Origin of the sequence: Corynebacterium sp. ACRPQ, assembly GCF_022347225.1 — a bacterium.
In the GTDB taxonomy this organism is placed as follows: domain Bacteria; phylum Actinomycetota; class Actinomycetes; order Mycobacteriales; family Mycobacteriaceae; genus Corynebacterium; species Corynebacterium tuberculostearicum_D.
Window position 1 is genome coordinate 1 of record NZ_JAKRNF010000027.1, and the last position, 18837, is coordinate 18837.

21 protein-coding genes, 1 tRNA gene and 1 pseudogene are annotated in these 18837 nt (G+C 62.3%); 4 read left to right on the top strand and 19 right to left on the bottom strand.

Annotation, left to right across the window (positions count from 1 at the left end; all coding sequences use genetic code 11):
* From MHY24_RS11445 to MHY24_RS11455, 3 genes and pseudogenes are all read left to right on the top strand, one after another.
* A pseudogene (locus MHY24_RS11445) lies at positions 1-383 on the top strand (hypothetical protein); the annotation flags it as partial.
* 23 nt (positions 384-406) lie between these two features.
* Entirely contained in the window at positions 407-904 is a 498-nt protein-coding gene (locus MHY24_RS11450; protein ID WP_239230778.1) for a type ISP restriction/modification enzyme, read from the top strand.
* 69 nt (positions 905-973) lie between these two features.
* Positions 974-1210 carry an antitoxin gene (locus tag MHY24_RS11455; protein WP_144691027.1) on the top strand — a complete coding sequence of 79 codons (237 nt, stop codon included), beginning with the start codon at positions 974-976 and terminating at the stop codon, positions 1208-1210.
* 573 nt (positions 1211-1783) lie between these two features.
* Here MHY24_RS11455 and MHY24_RS11460 read toward each other — a convergent pair.
* From MHY24_RS11460 to MHY24_RS11550, 19 genes are all read right to left on the bottom strand, one after another.
* Entirely contained in the window at positions 1784-2734 is a 951-nt protein-coding gene (locus MHY24_RS11460; protein ID WP_099299418.1) for a replication protein RepA, read from the bottom strand.
* 320 nt (positions 2735-3054) lie between these two features.
* Complete coding sequence (gene trxA / locus MHY24_RS11465) at positions 3055-3378, bottom strand: thioredoxin (RefSeq protein WP_099299417.1); 324 nt, start codon at positions 3376-3378, stop codon at positions 3055-3057.
* 94 nt (positions 3379-3472) lie between these two features.
* Positions 3473-4087, bottom strand: a complete 615-nt coding sequence (locus MHY24_RS11470; protein ID WP_180965366.1) for a CueP family metal-binding protein — start codon at positions 4085-4087, stop codon at positions 3473-3475.
* A gap of 120 nt (positions 4088-4207) precedes the next feature.
* Positions 4208-5149, bottom strand: coding sequence for a cation diffusion facilitator family transporter (locus MHY24_RS11475; RefSeq protein WP_070478530.1), 942 nt, complete (start codon positions 5147-5149; stop codon positions 4208-4210).
* A 2-nt stretch (positions 5150-5151) separates the two neighbouring features.
* A complete protein-coding gene (locus MHY24_RS11480; protein WP_228008270.1) occupies positions 5152-5535 on the bottom strand; it encodes a helix-turn-helix transcriptional regulator in 384 nt (127 codons plus the stop codon).
* Between the two features lie 146 nt (positions 5536-5681).
* Positions 5682-5755 (bottom strand) — tRNA-Cys (locus tag MHY24_RS11485).
* Between the two features lie 15 nt (positions 5756-5770).
* Positions 5771-6235, bottom strand: a complete 465-nt coding sequence (locus tag MHY24_RS11490; protein ID WP_228073733.1) for a carboxymuconolactone decarboxylase family protein — start codon at positions 6233-6235, stop codon at positions 5771-5773.
* Between the two features lie 288 nt (positions 6236-6523).
* Positions 6524-6850 (bottom strand): hypothetical protein, encoded by a 327-nt coding sequence (locus MHY24_RS11495; protein ID WP_083290898.1) that lies wholly within the window; start codon positions 6848-6850, stop codon positions 6524-6526.
* A 411-nt stretch (positions 6851-7261) separates the two neighbouring features.
* Positions 7262-7567, bottom strand: coding sequence for a metal-sensitive transcriptional regulator (locus tag MHY24_RS11500; protein ID WP_070478524.1), 306 nt, complete (start codon positions 7565-7567; stop codon positions 7262-7264).
* A gap of 10 nt (positions 7568-7577) precedes the next feature.
* Positions 7578-9665, bottom strand: a complete 2088-nt coding sequence (locus MHY24_RS11505; RefSeq protein WP_202032245.1) for a heavy metal translocating P-type ATPase — start codon at positions 9663-9665, stop codon at positions 7578-7580.
* Between the two features lie 213 nt (positions 9666-9878).
* Positions 9879-10487: a YdhK family protein gene (locus tag MHY24_RS11510; RefSeq protein WP_070478521.1), complete on the bottom strand. Its 609-nt coding sequence runs from the start codon at positions 10485-10487 to the stop codon at positions 9879-9881.
* Between the two features lie 97 nt (positions 10488-10584).
* Positions 10585-10914, bottom strand: coding sequence for a ferredoxin (gene fdxA / locus MHY24_RS11515; RefSeq protein WP_239230782.1), 330 nt, complete (start codon positions 10912-10914; stop codon positions 10585-10587).
* Positions 10915-11003: 89 nt separating this feature from the next.
* Complete coding sequence (locus MHY24_RS11520; RefSeq protein ID WP_144690930.1) at positions 11004-12188, bottom strand: MFS transporter; 1185 nt, start codon at positions 12186-12188, stop codon at positions 11004-11006.
* A gap of 3 nt (positions 12189-12191) precedes the next feature.
* Entirely contained in the window at positions 12192-13337 is a 1146-nt protein-coding gene (locus tag MHY24_RS11525) for an FAD-dependent oxidoreductase (RefSeq protein WP_070478515.1), read from the bottom strand.
* A 47-nt stretch (positions 13338-13384) separates the two neighbouring features.
* Positions 13385-13720, bottom strand: a complete 336-nt coding sequence (locus MHY24_RS11530; RefSeq protein WP_070478537.1) for a metal-sensitive transcriptional regulator — start codon at positions 13718-13720, stop codon at positions 13385-13387.
* A gap of 85 nt (positions 13721-13805) precedes the next feature.
* The gene (locus tag MHY24_RS11535; RefSeq protein WP_070478513.1) at positions 13806-14057 is read right to left on the bottom strand and encodes a YHS domain-containing protein; all 252 of its coding nucleotides are present in this window, start codon (positions 14055-14057) and stop codon (positions 13806-13808) included.
* An 83-nt stretch (positions 14058-14140) separates the two neighbouring features.
* Entirely contained in the window at positions 14141-16411 is a 2271-nt protein-coding gene (locus MHY24_RS11540; RefSeq protein WP_070478511.1) for a cation-translocating P-type ATPase, read from the bottom strand.
* Positions 16412-16458: 47 nt separating this feature from the next.
* Positions 16459-17274, bottom strand: coding sequence for a hypothetical protein (locus MHY24_RS11545; RefSeq protein WP_083290899.1), 816 nt, complete (start codon positions 17272-17274; stop codon positions 16459-16461).
* A gap of 125 nt (positions 17275-17399) precedes the next feature.
* Positions 17400-17609 carry a heavy-metal-associated domain-containing protein gene (locus MHY24_RS11550; protein WP_070478508.1) on the bottom strand — a complete coding sequence of 70 codons (210 nt, stop codon included), beginning with the start codon at positions 17607-17609 and terminating at the stop codon, positions 17400-17402.
* A gap of 515 nt (positions 17610-18124) precedes the next feature.
* Between MHY24_RS11550 and MHY24_RS12100 the strand changes: the two genes are divergently transcribed.
* A complete protein-coding gene (locus tag MHY24_RS12100) occupies positions 18125-18253 on the top strand; it encodes a hypothetical protein (protein ID WP_255510501.1) in 129 nt (42 codons plus the stop codon).
* The last annotated feature ends 584 nt before the right edge of the window (positions 18254-18837 follow it).

Genomic DNA, 18837 nt, shown 5'->3' on the forward strand with positions numbered 1-18837 from the left:
CACCAAAGCTTGGGATACCGAACCCCAGTCGAAGTGGAAACCGATTTTTGGAAGCAGAACCCGCCGCAAGAAATAATAGAAATCAAGGCAAATGCCTAGGAACAAAACTCGGGGCACTTCACTCCATTGAATCTTTTAACAATGAGCTGCGTAAAGCTACTCGCAACAGGGTGCAGTTCACCAACGATGAATCAGCCCTAAAGACGCTGTGGTTGATGATCTGCAATATTGAAGACAAGCGAGCCGCCAAGAGAGCAAAGCAAGGTAAACGAGTCTCAAGAACAGCCGGCAGACTCATGGAAGGAGCCCGAGTATCCGGCTGGAAACAAGCCATCAACCAAATGGCCGTGGCCTACCCCGACCGCTTCGACAAATACCTATAAACCCAGCCCCACACACAAACAACTTGACACGCTCTGGGCACGCACCGAATAACGCAAAGAGTCTGTTTGATGTTGAAAGCACGCTGCCGCTGCCAACCTATGACACTGCCGTTGGTGTTGGAATGCCGGACGATGTTACCTACGACGAGACAACCCAAACTATTTATCTAGGCAAGGGCAGCTGGTCGAATGTGTCACCAGCCGTGTGGAACTACACAGTGGGTGGAAACTCCACAATCAAATCCTGGGTAGGTTATCGCCGTAAAAAACCTAAAGGCAGAAAGTCCTCACCACTCGATGACATCATCACCACAAGCTGGCCGACACAATGGTCAAGACAGTTTCACGAACTGCTAGTTACGCTTACCCATTTAATTCAGCTCGAAGCTGAACAGAAGGAACTCCTGGAGCAAATCATTGCTGGCGAACAACTAACTAAAGACGAATTAGCCTTTCATGGGGTGCAGTGGCCAGCAGAAAATAAAGATCGGAAACCACACTTTCCAGGCGATCTATTTTAAAATTCTGGCTATTAGACATTTGTTCGAAAGCCAGGAGATTATGTCGAAGCAGTGTGCAACAATAACGTCATGACTCGCCCAATTGATGAGCTGTTGCGCCAAGCTGGTGTGCCGTCGTTAGGGTCAAACAACGGCACACTCAGTGGTGGAGAGATGGCAATCGCACGTATTGTCAGTGCTCTGCGAGCAGATTGGGACAGGCTCGATGGTCAACAACAACGTGCGCTTATTACAGCGCTGGAAGCGTCCACACAGGCCACCGAAGAAGCCGAAGCATTCGTGCTGAATCAACTCAAGAAGCACTAAATCGCTCAAGCCCTGCCTGAGGGGCTAGAGGCAGGGCTTGAGTGTGACAGTGACCGTCCGGGGGGGGAGGGAGCGGTCTACAAACTATTCTGCGGAGCTTCGACAAAAGTAACAAGGGCGTGCCCACTCCAGTGAGCATTGACAGTAAGGATGAAATTATTGGGGTTCCTTTGTGAGAGTTCTCTTTAAAGATTCTTTGGTTATCTGTAGTCCTGGAGGCTGTGGTCAGTGAGTAGTCCAGGTTGTCTCGGTGGCAACCAAATCTTTGATTTGGGCGGCAGCACAACCGAACGTTAGTGAGGGCGTGAGCCACGATGGAATCTTATTTACTAGTTAGCGTTAGCGTTGACTGGTTGGTTTACCCCTGCTGGATATAGTTCTACAGTTTATAGTTATAAGCGACCAGGGGAAATAGATAAAATCCCAGTTCAAGCCCTGTGGATAACTGCTTGGATATTGGTAAATATGCGCAGCCGTATTGGTAAATATGCGCAGCCGTATTGGTAAATATGCGCAGCCTGACCAGGGCATAAAGAAAGCGCCCACAAGGGGGCGCTCACTCGTTGATGAGTATTAATCCAGCTGCGGACGTGGCGGTTTTTTCTCAACTGAGGGAGATGTCTTAGTGACGGTGACTCCATCGAGGTCGGCTTTTATTCCACAATTACGCCATATCGCCTGAACATCGTGGATGGCTTTCTTGATTTCGTTGCGGAAGTTCACCCAGTCTTGCCCTGATACTAGCTCTTTGGTGGCGAAGCTTTGTGCCATCATGTCCCAGGTAAAAAGGTAGGAGTCTCGGTTGTTTTTGCTAAGCCAAAACTGCTTGACCGTTAGCCAGATATAAATGTCCATTGACCGTGGCTTGGTGAGCTGGCGTAGTACAGCAAGGTCGATAGGGATGGGGGCTTCGACAATGTGCTGGAAAAATTGTGGCGTGAGTTTGATGTAGGACTCGATGAAGCTTCCCTGATTAGGGTCGCGTGCATCAAACCATAAGTCCCATTCATCCATAATTTGAGTGTGTTTACCACGTGCGCGTACGCCATCGTCCTCTTTGACGGTCACGCGAGCATCAGCCAGGCGCAATAATTGCTCGCGGATATTGGCCAAGTTCCCTGTTGCGCCACCTGTGCCGCGTCCAGTTACTCCGATGGCTTGGAGGAAGTGGTTCATGGAGTGTCCGAGAGGGATGCGGACTGCTTGCTCAAGGTCTATTTTGCCTGCTTTGAGCTTTCCTGCGTTTTCCACGGCACGGGTGACGATGTAGGCCATGATTAGTCGGGGATATTTGCCGTAGGGCAATCCTCCATCGGCGTAGACAACGATTCGGCCTTGTGCTGTCTCTATGACTCGTTTTTCTTCGTCGGTCTTGCGGTATGGAAATAATGCTTGGACGAAGAGTTTGGATGTGTAGCCAATGTCTTGGGCGTTTATAAGTTCTTTTGCTTGATTAACTTCTCGGTCTTGGGCAGTCTTTTGGGCTGCTTGAAGCTGAGCAATTTTTTCTGGTGGCAGTGCCATGGAAGAATCCCTTTTCTGGTGACACTGCTTAACTTCTTGCAAACCGTGTATTTGGTGTATATGAACGAGGACAGAGGGCCACGCCCGTCGCCGGAGTTCGTGGAATGGCTTATGGATCTGCCAGTCAGATGGATTACCGACACGATGGGCGGACTGACTGCAAATCAGCAGAAGACCGCCTTCGGTAACGGGGTCCTGCCACTTCAAGCGCTCGTTGCACTGCGCAGTCTTGCATTACGTATGCAATCACGCTGAGTCGGGCGACCATCAACTGCCGCGCAACGGTCGGCGGAGTTCGGGAACGGTTCGACGGCCGAGCCTCAGATAATGCCTTCGAGGCGTTGCTCGATCTGCGGCTTCGGCATCGCCCCAATGATCTCGCGCACGATTTCACCCTTGTCGAAGACCTTCATCACAGGGATCGAACTGATGTTGTAGCGTGAGGCGATGTCGGGGTTCTCGTCGACATTGAGCTTGGCGATGAGGAGCTTTCCATCCTGCTCAGCTGCAATCTGGTCCAGGACCGGCGCGATCGCACGGCACGGGCCGCACCAGGCTGCCCAGAAGTCCACGAGAACGGGGACCTCGCTCTGGAGCACAACCTCTTCGAAGGCCTGGGTGTCGACGGTGGTGACTTCGCTCATGGGACTGCTTTCCTTCCTATTACACGTCGCGTGCGATAGACCGCGCGCACATCACAACACCCTACCCGGTGGGGGTATTCCCGTGGTGCTAGTTTTAGACCAGTCGCATCGTGGTCAGGCAGGTTTGCGCATCGTCGCCGACGGTCGAAAGTTCGGAGGTGACGGTCTGGCCGTCGTGGGTGATCGAGATCGATGTCTCGATGCCTCGGGGCAGCCAGATCCCGACGAAGCCGTTGTCGAGGGTTCTCAACTCCTCGTCGACGATCGTCTCGCCGGTCGTCGCATCCGTCACCGTTACGGCCACGTCTGCGTTGCGCAGCTCGCCCAGGCATCCGGTCGGGCTGTGGTAGTAGCAATCATGGGTCTGCGACCGATACGGGGCAACGGATACGTAGATCTCGTCACTGGGCAACCGCACCTCTGTCGCGTGCTCGTGCTGATCAGTGAGCGTGACCATCTCCGCAGTGATCGACGTGGTCAAGGTCTCCGTGCGATCGTCCAGCGGGATCGCATCGAGCGTTTCGACCAGCTCCCGCACGTCGAGGCCTTCGAGACCATTCTCGACAAGAATCTCGGCTCCGCTGGCCGAGGTGGCTGAGGGTGAGTCGTTGGCGGCCGCGCATCCGGTGAGCAGGAAAGCGCCGATCACGACGGTGGTTGCAGCGGTTTTCTTCCCGCCGTACTTCGGCAATGACCTGAGGTTTTTCATGGGATTCCTTCTCGTGCCTGCCCGTGGTGCCAATTGGCCATAGTACCCCATAGGGGTAGTGCCTACCTGTGTGATGCGGAAGCGCCCCGCCCGGTACGAGCCCGGGAGGGGGCGCTGCGTTCAGTCGTGCTTGCTGACTTCCGGTTCATGTTCGGCAATGTGCTCGGTCTCGATCTGGAAGGTTGCGTGATGGACGGAGACCTCGAAGTGTCCTGCGACGCAGTCTTTGATCTCTTGGAGCATCTGGGCGGCATGACCGTCGGTGAAGCATTCGTCGTCGACGACGACGTGGGCGGTCAGGGTCGGTAGGCCGGTCGCCACAGTGGAGGCGTGCAGATCATGAACATCCTGGACGTGGTCGAGTTCGAGGATGTGTGAGCGGACTTTGTCGAGGTCGAGGCCCTTAGGAGTGAACTCCATGAGGACGCCGGTGGTCTCGCGCATCAGCTTGAACGCGCGAGGCACGATCAGGGTGGCGATGAACAGTCCGGCGATGGCGTCGGCCTGCATGAACCCGGTCGTGGAGATCACGATCGCCGCGATGATCACTCCGAGTGAGCCGAGGGCGTCGTTGAGGACTTCGAGGAACGCGGCACGCATGTTGAAGTTCGAACCGCGGCTGGAGGCGAGGATGGTGATGGCGATGATGTTCGCGACCAGGCCGATGATGCCGAAGATCAGCAGTTCGCTTGCGGGCACCTCCGGCGGCTCGAACAGTCGCCGGATTCCTTCGATGGCGGCGTACGTGCCCACCACCAGCAGCAGTGCCGACTGTCCGAGGGCTGCGATCACCTCGATACGTCGGAACCCCCAGGTGCGCTTGGAGTTGGCGGGCTTGAGCATCAGCGTCCCGGCGATCAGTGCGACCAGTAGGCCGACGGCATCGGTGATGGCATGGGCGGTGTCGGTTAGCAGTGCGAGGCTGCCGGTGATGACCGAGCCGATGGCCTGGGCGACGACGATCGTCGCGGTGATCGAGAATGCGATCCAGAGTTTCTTGCGGAAATCTCCAGGGTGCCCGGTCTCGCTGGCTGCGGGGCCGTGATTGTGTCCTGCGCCCATGTCTACTTCTTCTCCGTATCTGTCGCGTGGTGGGTATGTGGGAGTCGCAGGTGCGTGCAGAGCAGGGCCTGCGTGCCGGTGGCATCGAGGAGGCATTCGGCAGCGGCGACGAGGGTACGCAGGAGTTCGGGCTGTGTCAGCGAGTACCAGGTGGAGCGCCCTTCCGGGCGCATCGTCGCCAGGCCGCACTCAACGAGAAAGCCGACATGTTTGCTTACCGTGGACTGGGCCAGGCCCATGTGCTCGACCAGATCGCGGACCCGGTGCTCGCCCGAGGCGAGGTGCTGCACGATCGCCAACCTCGTCGGTTCTGCAAATGCCTGGAACAGGTGGGCGTACGCTGCTGTCGCCACCTCGTCGAGGGTTGCCCCCTCTTGTTGATTCATAGTCATATAGCGATTATATCGCTCTATGACGATATTGTCGAGTGTGATCTGTCGCTCGATGCGAAATGAAGCTCAGAGGTTCCGGCGCGCCCGAGGGTGGACTGCCCGCTTCCTGCGACGCGTGCCTTATTGGATTCGGCGGAAAGTGGAGGTGCCTACGGGACTCGAACCCGTGTACAAGGTTTTGCAGACCGCTGCCTATCCTCTCGGCCAAGGCGCCAAGTCGCCGGCAAGATCAGTCGCCCGGCGTGAGGCCGGCAACCAGGTTGAAGGCGCCGGTGAGAATGTTCAGCGACACGACCCCGACGACATCAGAGATCTCACGGTCGCTGTACCCGAACCCCCGAAGCTCGTCGATCTGCTCGTCGGTGATCGACGCAGGCTCACGGTAGACCTGGAGGCCGAGCGCGATCATCGCCGCGACCGGGCCGGTCATCGCCGTACCCTGCTGGGCGAGTGCGATCTCGTTATCGCTGACCCCGAGTGATCGTGCCGCGCTGATGTGCGAGGCCAGGCACATTCCGCATCCTTGCTGCGACTGCACGGCGATCGAAACGAGCTCGCTGACCTTGCGGTCGAGCTTGGCGCGACGCATGGCTTTGCTCAGCTGGAGATAACCGCCGAGCACCGCCGGGGAATGCGCCATCGTCGAGACCATGTCTCCGACCTCGCCGTGCCGCTCGACGAGATCGCCGAGCAAGTCTCGTGAGCTCCCCACTGCGGTCTCAGGGGTCAATCGGGAAAAACGGGGCATAATGCCTCCTTAGTCAGTTTGGTCGCGAGTTCGAGGTTGAACCCGCAGGGATGCGTTCCTGCTGCTGATGCCCGGCATGTACACCGGTCAATAGGTAGAAGTCGCCGGACTCGCGTTGCTGCCGACTCACGATCCCGGCCGCATCCAGGTGCGGTGTGTCATACGTGGCGTGCGCGTGTTCAGCCTCTCTCATAGTCACCAATCCTACCCTTTACCCCTATGGGGTATCAAGTATTATCCGATTGGTTTGAAGGACTCGGAGACGCGTGGCCGGGTGCGGCGGATTGAGGTGAGGCCAGAGACGACGGGTCCGCGCAGGAGTACGTGTCCAGTCGGAAGGGTCAACCGCGTCCAGCGGCCGGCGGTGGAGATCGCGGCTTCTCCTTCGGAGCTGAGGAACCCGAAGACGTAGGCGGCGAACGCGACGCCTTGTGGCAGCGACGCGAGGGCTGTGTCCGGGGTGCCCCAGACCATGCCCCGGATCTTGCGGGCGACATCGTCGCCGGGTTTGTCGGGAAGTGCTTGGGCCACGGCCTCGATGCCGGCACGGACGCTACGCATCAGCGTCAGACTGGACACGTCCGCAATGTATCTCCACCCGTGTTGTGGGGGTTCGACGCTGGTCCAAGCGGGTGCCAGCGAGGTCTCCGGCAGTTCGAGGGACAGGGGGTCGACGGTCGCGGTCAGGGTTTCGACGGTGACGTCGCACTGCAGCTCGGGGTCGGAATGGAGCGTGCGAAGGACGAGGATCGTAGGGGTGCGGTCGAGCGGACCACGGGGCGTTGGTACACCGCACTCATGCGCAGCAGCCCGGCCGCGGCCTGCAAGCGCACGCCGTGGGCGCCGGCTCGCCTGGCCCGTTGAGCGAAAGTGGGCGCATCGCGGGCGGACGGCGTGTCGGTGAGGATCAGGCGTGGAGGGCGTCGTGAGGGCTTCCCGCCGTGTCCTGGAACGCGGCCTCGGGGTCCGGGATTAGGAGCGGACGAGTCGGTTGATGGCGTCGGTGGCTTCCTGTATCTTCTCGACGGCCGCCTCGTCGCTGAGCTTCGCTGCGTCGAGCACACAGTGCTTGAGATGATCGTCGAGTAGACCGGTCGCGACCCCCTGGAGGGCGCGGGTCAGGGCGGATACCTGGGTGAGGATGTCGATGCAGTATTTCTCTTCATCGATCATCTTCGCGATCCCTCGGGCTTGACCCTCAATGCGCTTCATACGGCCGAGGTAGCGCTCCTTGTCGTTGATGTATCCGTGCTGATGAGAATCGGTGTCGACAGACATGGGCATGTCCTTACTTCTGGCGTTCCAGGACGGAACGCGTGCTGGCTTCGGGTGTGAGGTCGATGCGCCGCAGGAGTTGGGCGTTGAGCGCGACGACCACGGTGGAGGCCGACATCAGGATCGCGCCGATCGACATTGGCAGGACGAATCCCACCGGTGCCAGGATGCCGGCCGCAAGCGGCACGGAGATGAGGTTGTATCCGGCGGCCCACCACAGGTTCTGCTTCATCTTACCGTATGCGCGTCGTGAGAGCTGGATGATGGAGAGCACCGACCGGGGGTCGGAGCTGGCCAGGATCACCCCGGCCGAGGCGATGGCGACATCGGTGCCGGCGCCGATCGCGATGCCGACGTCGGCCTGGGCCAGTGCCGGGGCGTCGTTGACGCCGTCGCCGACCATGGCGACCTTCTTGCCCTCGTGCTGCAGTTGGGCGACCTTGGCGGACTTGTCCTCGGGGCGGACGCCGGCGAAGACGCGGTCGATGCCGAGCTCCCGTCCGACCTCGTTCGCCACGGCCTCGGCGTCGCCGGTGATCATGACGACCTCGACGCTCAGGGCGTGGAGGGCGTCGACGGCGTTGCGGGATTCGGGGCGGATCTCGTCGGCGAGCTTGAGGCCGCCGACCACCTGGCCGTCGCGGAGGACGTGCAGGATGATCGCGCCCTCAGAACGCCATTCCTCGGCTGTGCCGACCTCGTGCTGGCCGGTCTCCTCAAGCAGCCGGGGGCCGCCGACGCGGACCTCCTGGCCGGCGACAGTCGCGGTGACTCCGACGGCGGGCGAGGATGAGAAGCCGCTGGCCTGCTGAAGGGCGAGGCCCTTGTCCTTGGCGGCGGCGACGATGGCCTTGGCGAGCGGGTGCTCGCTGTCGGCCTCGGCCGAGGCCGCGAGGGCGAGGACCTGGTCGGCGTCGAGGTCGCCGGTCGGTTCGACGCCGGTGACGGTGGGCTCGCCCTTGGTCAGTGTGCCGGTCTTGTCGAAGAGCACTGCGTCGACCTGCCGCATCGACTCCAGGGCGAGGCGGTCCTTGACCAGCACGCCGCCGCGGGCGGCGCGCTCGGTGGCGATGGAGACCACGAGCGGGATCGCCAGGCCGAGGGCGTGGGGGCAGGCGATGACGAGTACGGTGATGGTACGGACCACGGCCTCGTCGGGCATGCCGATGAGCGTCCAGACGACAGCGGTGACCAGCGCCGCGCCGAGAGCGAACCAGAACAGCCAGGCCGCGGCCTTGTCGGCGATCCGCTGGGCGCGGGAGGAGGAGTTCTGGGCCTCGGTGACGAGCCGGTTGATCCCGGCCAGGGCGGTGTCGTCGCCGGTGGCGGTGATTTTCACCCGCAGGCCGGAGTCGGTGGCGACGGTGCCGGCGGTAGCTGTCTCGCCCTCGCCCCGAGAGACCGGGCGGGACTCGCCGGTGATCATGGACTCGTCCATGTCGGCGCGGCCGTCGACGATGGTGCCGTCGGCCGGAACGCTGCCGCCGGGGCGCACGATCACGACGTCACCCACAACGAGGTCGGCTGGGGCCACCTTAACGACGTTCTCGCCCTCGACGCGCTCGGCCTCGTCGGGCAGCAGTGCAGCCAACGAGTCGAGCGCCGAGGTGGTCTGGGCCAGGGAGCGCATCTCGATCCAGTGGCCCAGCAGCATGATCACGATCAGCAGCGCCAGCTCCCACCAGAACTCCAGCTCGTGATGGACAAGCCCGAGGGTCGCGGCCCAGGAGGCGAAGAAGGCCACCGTGATCGCCAGAGCGATGAGCAGCATCATCCCGGGCTTGCGGGACTTCAACTCGCTGACGGCGCCGGTGAGGAAGGGCCTGCCGCCCCAGACGTACATGACGGTGCCCAGTACCGCGGCGACCCAGCCCGCCCAGCCGGGGACCTCGTAGCCCAGCAGCATGGAGAACATCGGCGAGAGGGTGACCGCGGGGATGGCGATGACGAGGTTGATCCAAAACAGCCGGCGGAACTGGCCAACGTGGTCCCCGTGGCCGCCATGGCCGCTGTGATCTCCGTGGCCGCCATGGCCGCTGTGATCTCCGTGGACACCGTTCTCATCGAGGCCCGTGTGGTCTGAGTGCTGCCCGTGGTTCATGGCGTGGCCCTGGTGTCCAGTGTGCTGGCCCTCGTGCGTGCCGTGCGCCTCCGCCGAGGCGTGTGCGGACACAGACCCGTGGTGATGCTCGCCGTGAGCGGGTGCATCGGTTCCGTGACCGTGGTGCTGGTGTGAGTTCGGGTCCGTCATCGTTCTTCTCCTTCGTCATCGAGCCATGCCGCTCACCCGGTCGCCGGGCAAGCGAACGTCGGCTCAGGGCGCTGGTTGGATCTCGCTCTCGACGACCCACTTGTGGTTCGTCATCTTCATGCCGTCCGTCTCGTAGTCGACCATGTAGACCGTCTCATCGGTGGACGAAGCGATGGTGGCCCTCGCGCCCTCCATGCCCTCCATGTGCTTGGCGAGCAGCGTCACCGCTGTGCCATCGGTCAGGCGCTCGTCGCCGGCATCCTCGATTTCTTCCTGCACGACCCACTTGTGGTCCGTGACGGGGTCGCCGCCACCTGCGTTAGTGTAGTTCACGGAGTACGTGTACGTGTCGAATGCGCCGGAGATCGTCGCTGTCGCACCGTCCATGCCTTCCATGTGGTCGGCCGTGAGCTGTACCTCTGTGCCGACCGGGTATGTGGGGTCACTGGCTTCGGCGATACCCTCGGGTGCCGGTCCGCCGTCCATCGGGTGCTCCATCGAGTGATCCATTTCCTCATCTCCGCTTTCTGCATTGTCGCCGCCGTGGCCCTGCTCCTCAGTAGCCGAAGGGTCGGTCTGCTGGTCTTCGTCTGCTCCGCTGCTGCAACCGGCGAGCACGAGTGTCACTCCGAGCACTCCTGCTGCCAGCCCTGCTCGCAGTCTCCTCTGCATGTCAGCTCCTTTCATCATGACACCTACCCTATACCCCCCAGGGGTACTAGTCAAGGATTGCGCGTTGTACCGGCGTGAATCGATCGAATTGTCCTTCTCAGAGGGACTGCTCATGTTGGATGGGCAATGCGGCGATGAGGGGATGGTCGAAGCCCGCCGGTCCGATCTTCGCGGCTCCACCGGGAGAACCAAATTCGTCGAAGAACTCGACGTTGGCCTTGTAGGAGTCAGACCATTCGTCGGGCAGGTCGTCTTCGTAGTAGATGGCCTCGACGGGACAAACCGGTTCGCAGGCTCCGCAGTCAACGCATTCGTCGGGATGGATGTAGAGCGAGCGTTCGCCCTCGTAGATGCAGTCGACAGGACATTCGTCGATGCAGGCGCGGTCCTTGACGTCCGCGCAGGGAAGCGCGATCGCATAGGTCATGGCTGCTCTTCTTGGTCGGGTGCGGTTCGGCGGCGAGAGTCGGTGGGGAGTTCGGAGAAGTCGTCAGTCTCTGCCGGATCTGCGGCCGGCTAAGGAATGCGCAGGCGTAGGACGGTGGCTGCAAGGCTGAGGGCGATGATGATCGCACCGAGGACTGTCATCGTTCCTGACAGGGTGAGTACCGGCACGAGCAACCCGGCGACGATGGTGGGCACGCCGAATGCCAGGTAGGCGACCGTGTAGATCACAGCCATCACGGCGGCGCGTTCCGACGATGCCGTGTGGGGCATGAGTGTGCGCAGCACCCCGAGGAACGCTGTGCCGAACCCGGAACCGACGATCGCGACCGACACGACGTAGGCCGGGTAGGAACCGAGTGCGAGGGCGACGATGCTCGCTGCGGTGCCGAATGCCAGGGCGCTGGTCGCATACAGGCTGATGGTGCGGGCGGAACGCCGCTGCAGGACGGACGAGGCGGTGATTCCGGAGATCGCCAGTGCGAAGATGACGATGCCCGCGTGGGTGTGCGTGGAGCCCCCGAGCTCACTGCCGACGAGGCCGGCTCCGAGCGCGAGGAAGAGTCCGTTGGTCGCCCACCCGGCGATAATCGCGGGCACACCGGCGGTGAACATGCGGCGCAGGTGCAGTGGCACCATAAACCGCGGGCGGAGGTCGCCACGTCGTATCCGGGTCTTGGGGACCAGTTCCGGTGTGCTCCACACCGTCGCTGCCACGGTGAGGAAGGCGAGCACGAGCGGGCCGAAGACCGCAGCTGTCGGTTCGGGGGTGAGATCGAGGAGCAGCGCAGCACCGAGTGCCCCGGTCCCGAGACCGATCATCGGCCCGATCGTGTTCCACAGGGCTGCGATGTTCGGATGCGACGGCGGCTCGAAGTCGATCATCATCGCCGACAGGGCCGGGATGAGCAGACCCGCTGCGAGTCCTTGCAGAGCGCGGGCGACCAGGAGTGTCGCGAGGCTGTCGGCGAACCAGAACATGGCCAGGCTGAGTGCCAGCGCCAGGGAACCGGCGGTTACGACCGGACGTCGGCCGATGTGATCGGAGAGCGGTCCGAGGTAGAGCAGCGCGGCCAGGAGGGTGAAGGTGTAGACCGCGAATACGAGTGTGGTGGCGACGGGGACGAGTCCGAGCTGTTCTGCGATCTGGGGGTAGAACAACGACGGCGCGCTGGCAGCCGCCATCATGAGAATGGTCGCTGCCATCGCGAGCGCGAAACCCCGCCGCGGGATCTGCCTCGTATAGTCGCCCGCCATCGTCTATGCCTGCAGGCCGTGGAGCTGCTGACCCCACTGGTAGACGGTGCCGACCGCGTCGATGCCGGTGACGCCGACGACGGTGCCGTCGGTCTCGTGGCGCACGATGAACTCCTCGCCGGCTTCCACCTGGGCGTCTGCACCAGCGGTGTACCCGACTCCGGAGATCATCTGACCGTAGACCAGCGCCATGTAGGGGCTGCGCGGCAGGTAGGTGCCCGGATCGTCGCTGATGTCGAGGTCGTGCAGTGCGGCCTGTGCGGCGTGCGTGCCCTGCGCGGCGGCGTCTTCCCAATGGTCGATGCGCCAGACGCCCAGTGCTTCGTCGTGATGCGTAGCTACACCTCCGGCGGCGTAGACGTGGTCTGCTGCGGCACGGAGGCGATCATCGACGTCGATGCCGTTCGTCCACGGCGACGGGGCTGCGGGCGTCGTGCCGAGCGCAACGAGGAGTAAGTCGGCCACGATGCGTTGATCGTCGTCGAGGGTGATGGCAACACCGGATTCTGTTTCGTCGACATGCTGGAGAGTGCGACCGAATCGAGTCTGCACCTTGGCGGCATGGTCAGCGGCGAGGCGCTCAGCCACCGGCGCCCCAAACGCTCCGATGCCGGGAACAGAACTGCGAGAGACCAGCATGACCATGTGTCCGTCGGCTTGCAGCGACGAAGCGGTCTCGGCTGCGATGATTCCGCCGCCATAGATCGTCACTCGCGCCGGCCGTGCCAGGCTGGTCAGCAGATCGCGGATACCCATGGCATCTTCCAAGGAGTGCAGAGCAGTGACCCGGCCTTGTCCGACGTCGTCGCCTTCGAGTACACCCGCGGGCAGAGAGCGGGGCACGCTCCCTGTCGCGACAATGAGCGCGTCGTAGGAGACCTGCGCGCCGGAGGTCAGTTGGACCCGCTTCGCCGTAGTATCGACATCGAGCACGGTGTCGGCGATGACCTCAATCTGAGGTAGCGGGAGCTTGATCATCTCCGGCGGGGTCGGGCCGAACGCGATTCCTTTGATGAGCATTCGCGTGTAAGGCGTCTCCCCGGTGCGGGTCACCATCGTCACCCGGACGTCGTCACGTGTGGCGAGAGTGCGGGCGGCTGCGGCTCCGGCTGCTCCTGAACCGAGGATGAGGACGTGTTGTGTGGTCATAGGGAAACTCCTGGGCTGCAGGTCGTGATCGATTTGGTGTGCGGGCGTCAGGAGCGAACGAGACGGGCGATGGCCTCGGATGCCTCGCCGAGCCTCTGCTCGCTGACTGGTCCACCGGCGAGGGCGGCGTCGAGGACGCAATGCTTGAGGTGATCGTCGAGCAGTCCGAGGGCGACGTTTTCGAGTGCCCTGGTGGCTGCGGAGATCTGGGTGAAGATGTCGATGCAGTAGCGGTCCTCATCGATCATCCGATCGATGCCGCGGATTTGGCCTTCGAGGCGCCGCAGGCGATTGCGGTACGTCGCCTTGTCGCTGATGTATCCGTGGACGGACGGATCGCCGTCGCCTCCCGCCGGGCAGGTGTCGATGTGAGGTTCGGTCATTGAGGTCGGGGTGGTCATGTCGGTTCGCTCCGATCAGGTGCCGGGGTGCCGCAGCGGTGCCGCGGCACCCCGGCACGCTGGTGGATTACGCCATGTTGGCGGCGTATTTGGCGGGGTCCGAATCAAATGCGGGGCCGCAGCCGGCGCAGCAGAAGTAGTAGCGCTCGCCCTTGAAGTCGCGGTAGAGGCCGGCGGCCTCGGCGGTCTTCTTGCTGACCGGGGTGCCGACCATGACCGGGCAGGTGGTCATGTCATCGGCGCCCCCGCCGAGCAGGTTCTCGCGTCCACCGTTCTCGGCGGCGGGGTTAGTCTCGTTCGTGCTACAGCAGTTGCTCATTTTCTGGTGTTCCTTCTGTATCGGATTCGTATGGATGGGTGGGTTCTGTATCGGATTGGTATGGATGGGTGGGTTCTCGTTCGTCACTTCGTGGCGACGCTCTTGAACCCGCGCAGGCGGAGGCTGTTGCCGACGACGAAGACGCTGGAGAACGCCATCGCCGCGCCTGCGAGCATGGGGTTGAGCATGCCCAGCGCTGCGACTGGGATCGCGGCGGTGTTATAGGCGAATGCCCAGAACAGGTTGGTCTTGATCGTCGAAAGTGTCTTCCGAGACAGACGGATCGCGTCGACCGCGGCCCGCAGGTCGCCGCGGACCAGGGTGATGTCGGAGGCCTCGATCGCGACGTCCGTGCCGGTGCCCATCGCCAGGCCCAGATCGGCCTGCGCGAGCGCGGGGGCGTCGTTGACGCCGTCGCCGACCATCGCGACGATCTTGCCCTCGCCCTGGAGACGGGTGACGACGTCGACCTTGTCCTTGGGCAGCACCTCGGCGATGACCTCCTCGATGCCGACCTCGGCGGCGATCTGGCGGGCCACGGCCTCATTGTCACCGGTGAGCAGCACCGGGGTCAGGCCGATCTCCTTGAGCCCGCGGATCGCCTCCGCGCTCGTGGGCTTGACGGTGTCGGCGACGACGAGGATGCCGCGCGCAGCACCGTCCCAGCCGATCGCGACGACCGTCTTGCCTTCACCCTCAGCTTGAGCCTTCGCCCGTGCGACCTCCGGAGAGAGCTTCTGTGACCAGTCGGCCAGCAGCGACTCGCGTCCGACGACGACCGGGGTGCCCTCGACGATGCCCTGCACGCCCTTGCCTTCAACATTGGCGAAGTCCTCGGGCGTGGGCAACTGGCCGACTTCCTGGGTGGCGCCCTTGGCGATCGCCTGCGCGATCGGGTGCTCCGAGGAGTCCTCCAACGCACCCGCGAAGCGCAGCAGCTCGGCACGGTCCACACCGGATTCGGTGATCACATCTGTCAGGGTCATCTTGCCGCTGGTGACGGTACCGGTCTTGTCGAGCACGACGGTATCGACCTTGCGGGTGGACTCCAGCACCTCTGGGCCCTTGATGAGGATGCCCATCTGCGCCCCGCGGCCGGTGCCGACCAGCAGCGCGGTCGGAGTCGCGAGTCCCAGCGCGCAGGGGCAGGCGATAACGAGCACGGCGACCGCTGCGGTGAACGCGGCGGCGACGGGGAATCCGGCTCCCAGCCAGGCGCCGAGGGTGATGAACGCGACGACGATGACGATCGGCACGAACACGCCGGAGATCGTGTCAGCCAGACGCTGCACCTCGGCCTTGCCAGTCTGCGCATCCTCGACGAGCTTCGCCATCTGCGCAAGCTGCGTGTCCGAACCGACACGGGTCGCCCGCACGACAAGGCGGCCGCCCGCGTTGACGGTGGCACCGGTGACCGAGTCGCCCTCGCGGACCTCGACCGGTACGGACTCGCCGGTGAGCATGGAGGCGTCCACCGCGGAGGAGCCGGAGACCACGATGCCGTCGGTGGCGATCTTCTCACCCGGACGAACGATGAACTCGTCGCCGACCTGGAGGTCAGAGGTGGGGATCTTCACCTCAACGCCGTCGCGGAGCACGGCGACTTCCTTCGCGCCGAGCTCCAGGAGGGCGCGCAGCGCGGCCCCGGCCTGGCGTTTGGAGCGCTTCTCGAAGTAGCGGCCGGCGAGGATGAACATCGTCACGCCCGCGCCAACTTCGAGATAGATGTTCGCCGCGCCATCCGAGGGAGCGATCGTGAACTCGAACGGGTGCGTCATCCCGGGTGTGCCAGCGGTTCCGAAGAATAGTGCGTAGACGGACCACAGCAGTGCGACCGAGGTGCCCATCGAGATGAGTGTGTCCATCGTCGCGGTACCGTGCTTGAGGTTCGTCCATGCGGCCTTATGGAACGGCCAGGCTGCCCAGATGATCACCGGGGCGGCAAGCGCGAGTGAGGCCCACTGCCAATATACGAACTGCAGTGCGGGGATCATGGCCATGGCGATCACGGGAACCGTGAGCACAATGGCGCCGACTAGCCGATGGCGCAGCGAGGTGAGCTCAGTGTCTTCCTCCTCCCCGGCCTCGGTCTCCGACGTGTTCGCCGTGGTGCCCTTGGGCTTGGGCAGCGCAGCCGTGTAGCCGGTCTTCTCGACCTCGGCGACCAGCAGGCCCGGATCGTAGCCGGCAGGCACGGTGACCTTGGCCTTCTCGGTGGCGTAGTTGACCGTGGCCGCGACGCCCTCGAGCTTGTTCAGCTTCTTCTCGATCCGGTTCGCACAGGAGGCGCAGGTCATCCCGCCGATCTCCAGCTCGATGTCCGGCCCACCGATGGGGGGCGCTAATGTACTCATCCTCTTCCTTCTCTCTTCATCTCTCGTGCGACGCCAGGCCCTGCGGGTCAGTGGCCGCCGGTATGCGAATCGTCTGTCTGCGAGCCGTCACCATGCTCGGCGTCGATCACGAACTCGGCGGTGTGCACCTGCCCATCGACCTGGAAGTCCAGGTAGAGCAGGTAACGGTCGGCGGTCGGGGCCTCCGCTGCGAATCCGATCTCGGGTCCGGCCGTGTCCCTGGCCTGGGGCTCGTCGCCCTCGGCGTGGACGTGCAAGTAGGCGAGGTCGCCTTCGCGCAGCGCCACCAGGTGGCCAAACGCGCCCAGGTAGGGCTCCAGCGTGGTCACCGGCTGACCGTCGCGCTCGACCGAGATGGTGAGCTCGCTTGAGGTGCCGGCGGTAAGGTCGCCATTCAGGGAGACGGTGTATCCGTCGACCTCGTCGGTGGTCTGTGACTCGGTCTCAACAGGGGCGAAGTCGCCCGCCACCTCGACGGCGCGAGTCAGGGTGATCCCTTCGGCTCCCTCGCCCTCGGGTGTGAAGTCGGCGTACACGCGGTAGGTGCCCGCCTCGTCCCAGGTCCACGGCACCGACCAAGTGCCTGTGCTCGTGTCAAGCTCGGGGTGCACGTGCTGGAAACCAGTACCATCGGTGCGAACGGCGATCAGATGCAGGTCCTTCTCGTGCGCGGTAGTGTACTCGGTCACCGCTTCGCCGGACTCGTCGAGGATCTGGAAACTCAGGTCTCCATCCTCGCCTGCAGCCGTGGGAGCCTGGACTGGGGAAAGTACGAAGCCGTCCGCGCTTGCGGAGACCCCGTTCAGAGTGGGCTCCGCAGTTTCTTGCGCAGCGCCGCCGTGTCCTTCACCGTGTGTGTTCACGTCACTTCCTTCTGCCCATGCTGCTACGAAGCTGTCAGGAATGACGGCGCCGGCAAGGCCGAAGGCCCCGCCGAACGCCACCACCAGCCCGGCCCCGTAGAGCGCAAGCCGTCCTCCGGCCTTCATCAGACACGCACCGCCGAGTAGCCGGCCTCCTCGACCGCCGCGAGGACCTTGGCATCGTCAATCTCGCCCTCGGCGGTGACGTTAAGCTTGCCGGTCTGCGCGCTGACCTGGATGTCCTGGACGCCGGGGATCTCACCGACTTCCTCGCGGACCGACATCTCGCAGTGCCCGCAGGTCATGCCCGTCACCTGGTAATTGTTCGAAGCCATTATGTATCCTCCTTGTGTCTCTGTAGTACCCCTACCGGGTACCTGTACAAGTCAACAGTATACCCCTGGCAGGTATTCCGCAAGAAGGGGGTGGTCGTATGAGCCACATCGCACGCGTGCTGCAGACGATGGCTGGAGCGTCCGACATGCGCCTCGTGGCGAAACGATGCTGCGGGGCGACCCGCTGGACGGTGTCGCTGCGCGTCGGAGAGTAGTGGTCCCGGTCTAATGAGAACCGTGGACTTCCTTGCCACGTCGGCGAAGGCAGTGACGACCGGTACGGGCCGGACACCACCAAACACCGATCAGTCGCTGGTGCTCATGGTACGAAGCCGGCCATGTCAACTGGATTCGCAGGCGTTCGAGATTGGTGAGTGGAACAGACGAATCCCAGCTGGAGTGCTCAGTTACGCCGGAGACAGTTAGCAGCCCCTGTGCAGGCATTAGTCAGGAAAAATAACCCCTCACAGGTTGCTGGCACTGACGCTTTTAAAAACAAAGGGTTCGGCGCACTCGTGCAGGCGGCCCGGGAGTCTCAGGAAGTCTTCGAAACCATCACGGCAGATCCAGGCAACCTCAATAAGTTCCTGGAGGTGCTAGCGCACATGATTGTCGCCGCCAAGGACGAGCAGCAGTCAAAGTAATCATCACGATAGGCACCCTGTATTAGTGATTACCGGTAGGGGTGCCCTCATCTAGTAGTTACGTGGCGAGAACGGATGATTACCGTAGGAGTTGCACTCTTAGTACTCTGAAGTGTTCGTATTCGATTGACTCAGAAATCATTAACGAGTTCTAGCCCTGCCTGAGGGGCGAGAGGCAGGGCTAGAACTTATACATAGTGGCCGTTCGGGGGGAAGCAGCCTATAACCATTGTGCGGAGCTTCGACAAAAGTCACAAGGGATTGTTCACTCCAGTGAGCATTGGCAGTGAGGAAGAAAGTACTGGGGTTTATCTATGTGGTTTCTCTTTAAAGGCTCTTTGGTTATCTGTAGTCCTGGAGGCTGTGGTGCTTGGAGTAGTCCTGGTTGCCTCGGTGACAACCAAGCCTTTGATTTGGACGGCAGTACACATGAGTACCGCTAACCCCTATGATCCATAGTCGAGAGAGTGTCTGATGGTTTGTGTGTGGGAACCGATCCCGCATAAGGAGATAAGCCAGAATGACTACTGTGGCGAGACGAGATCCGGCCGATAAGGCCAAGATTGATGCGATTGAAAAGAAGC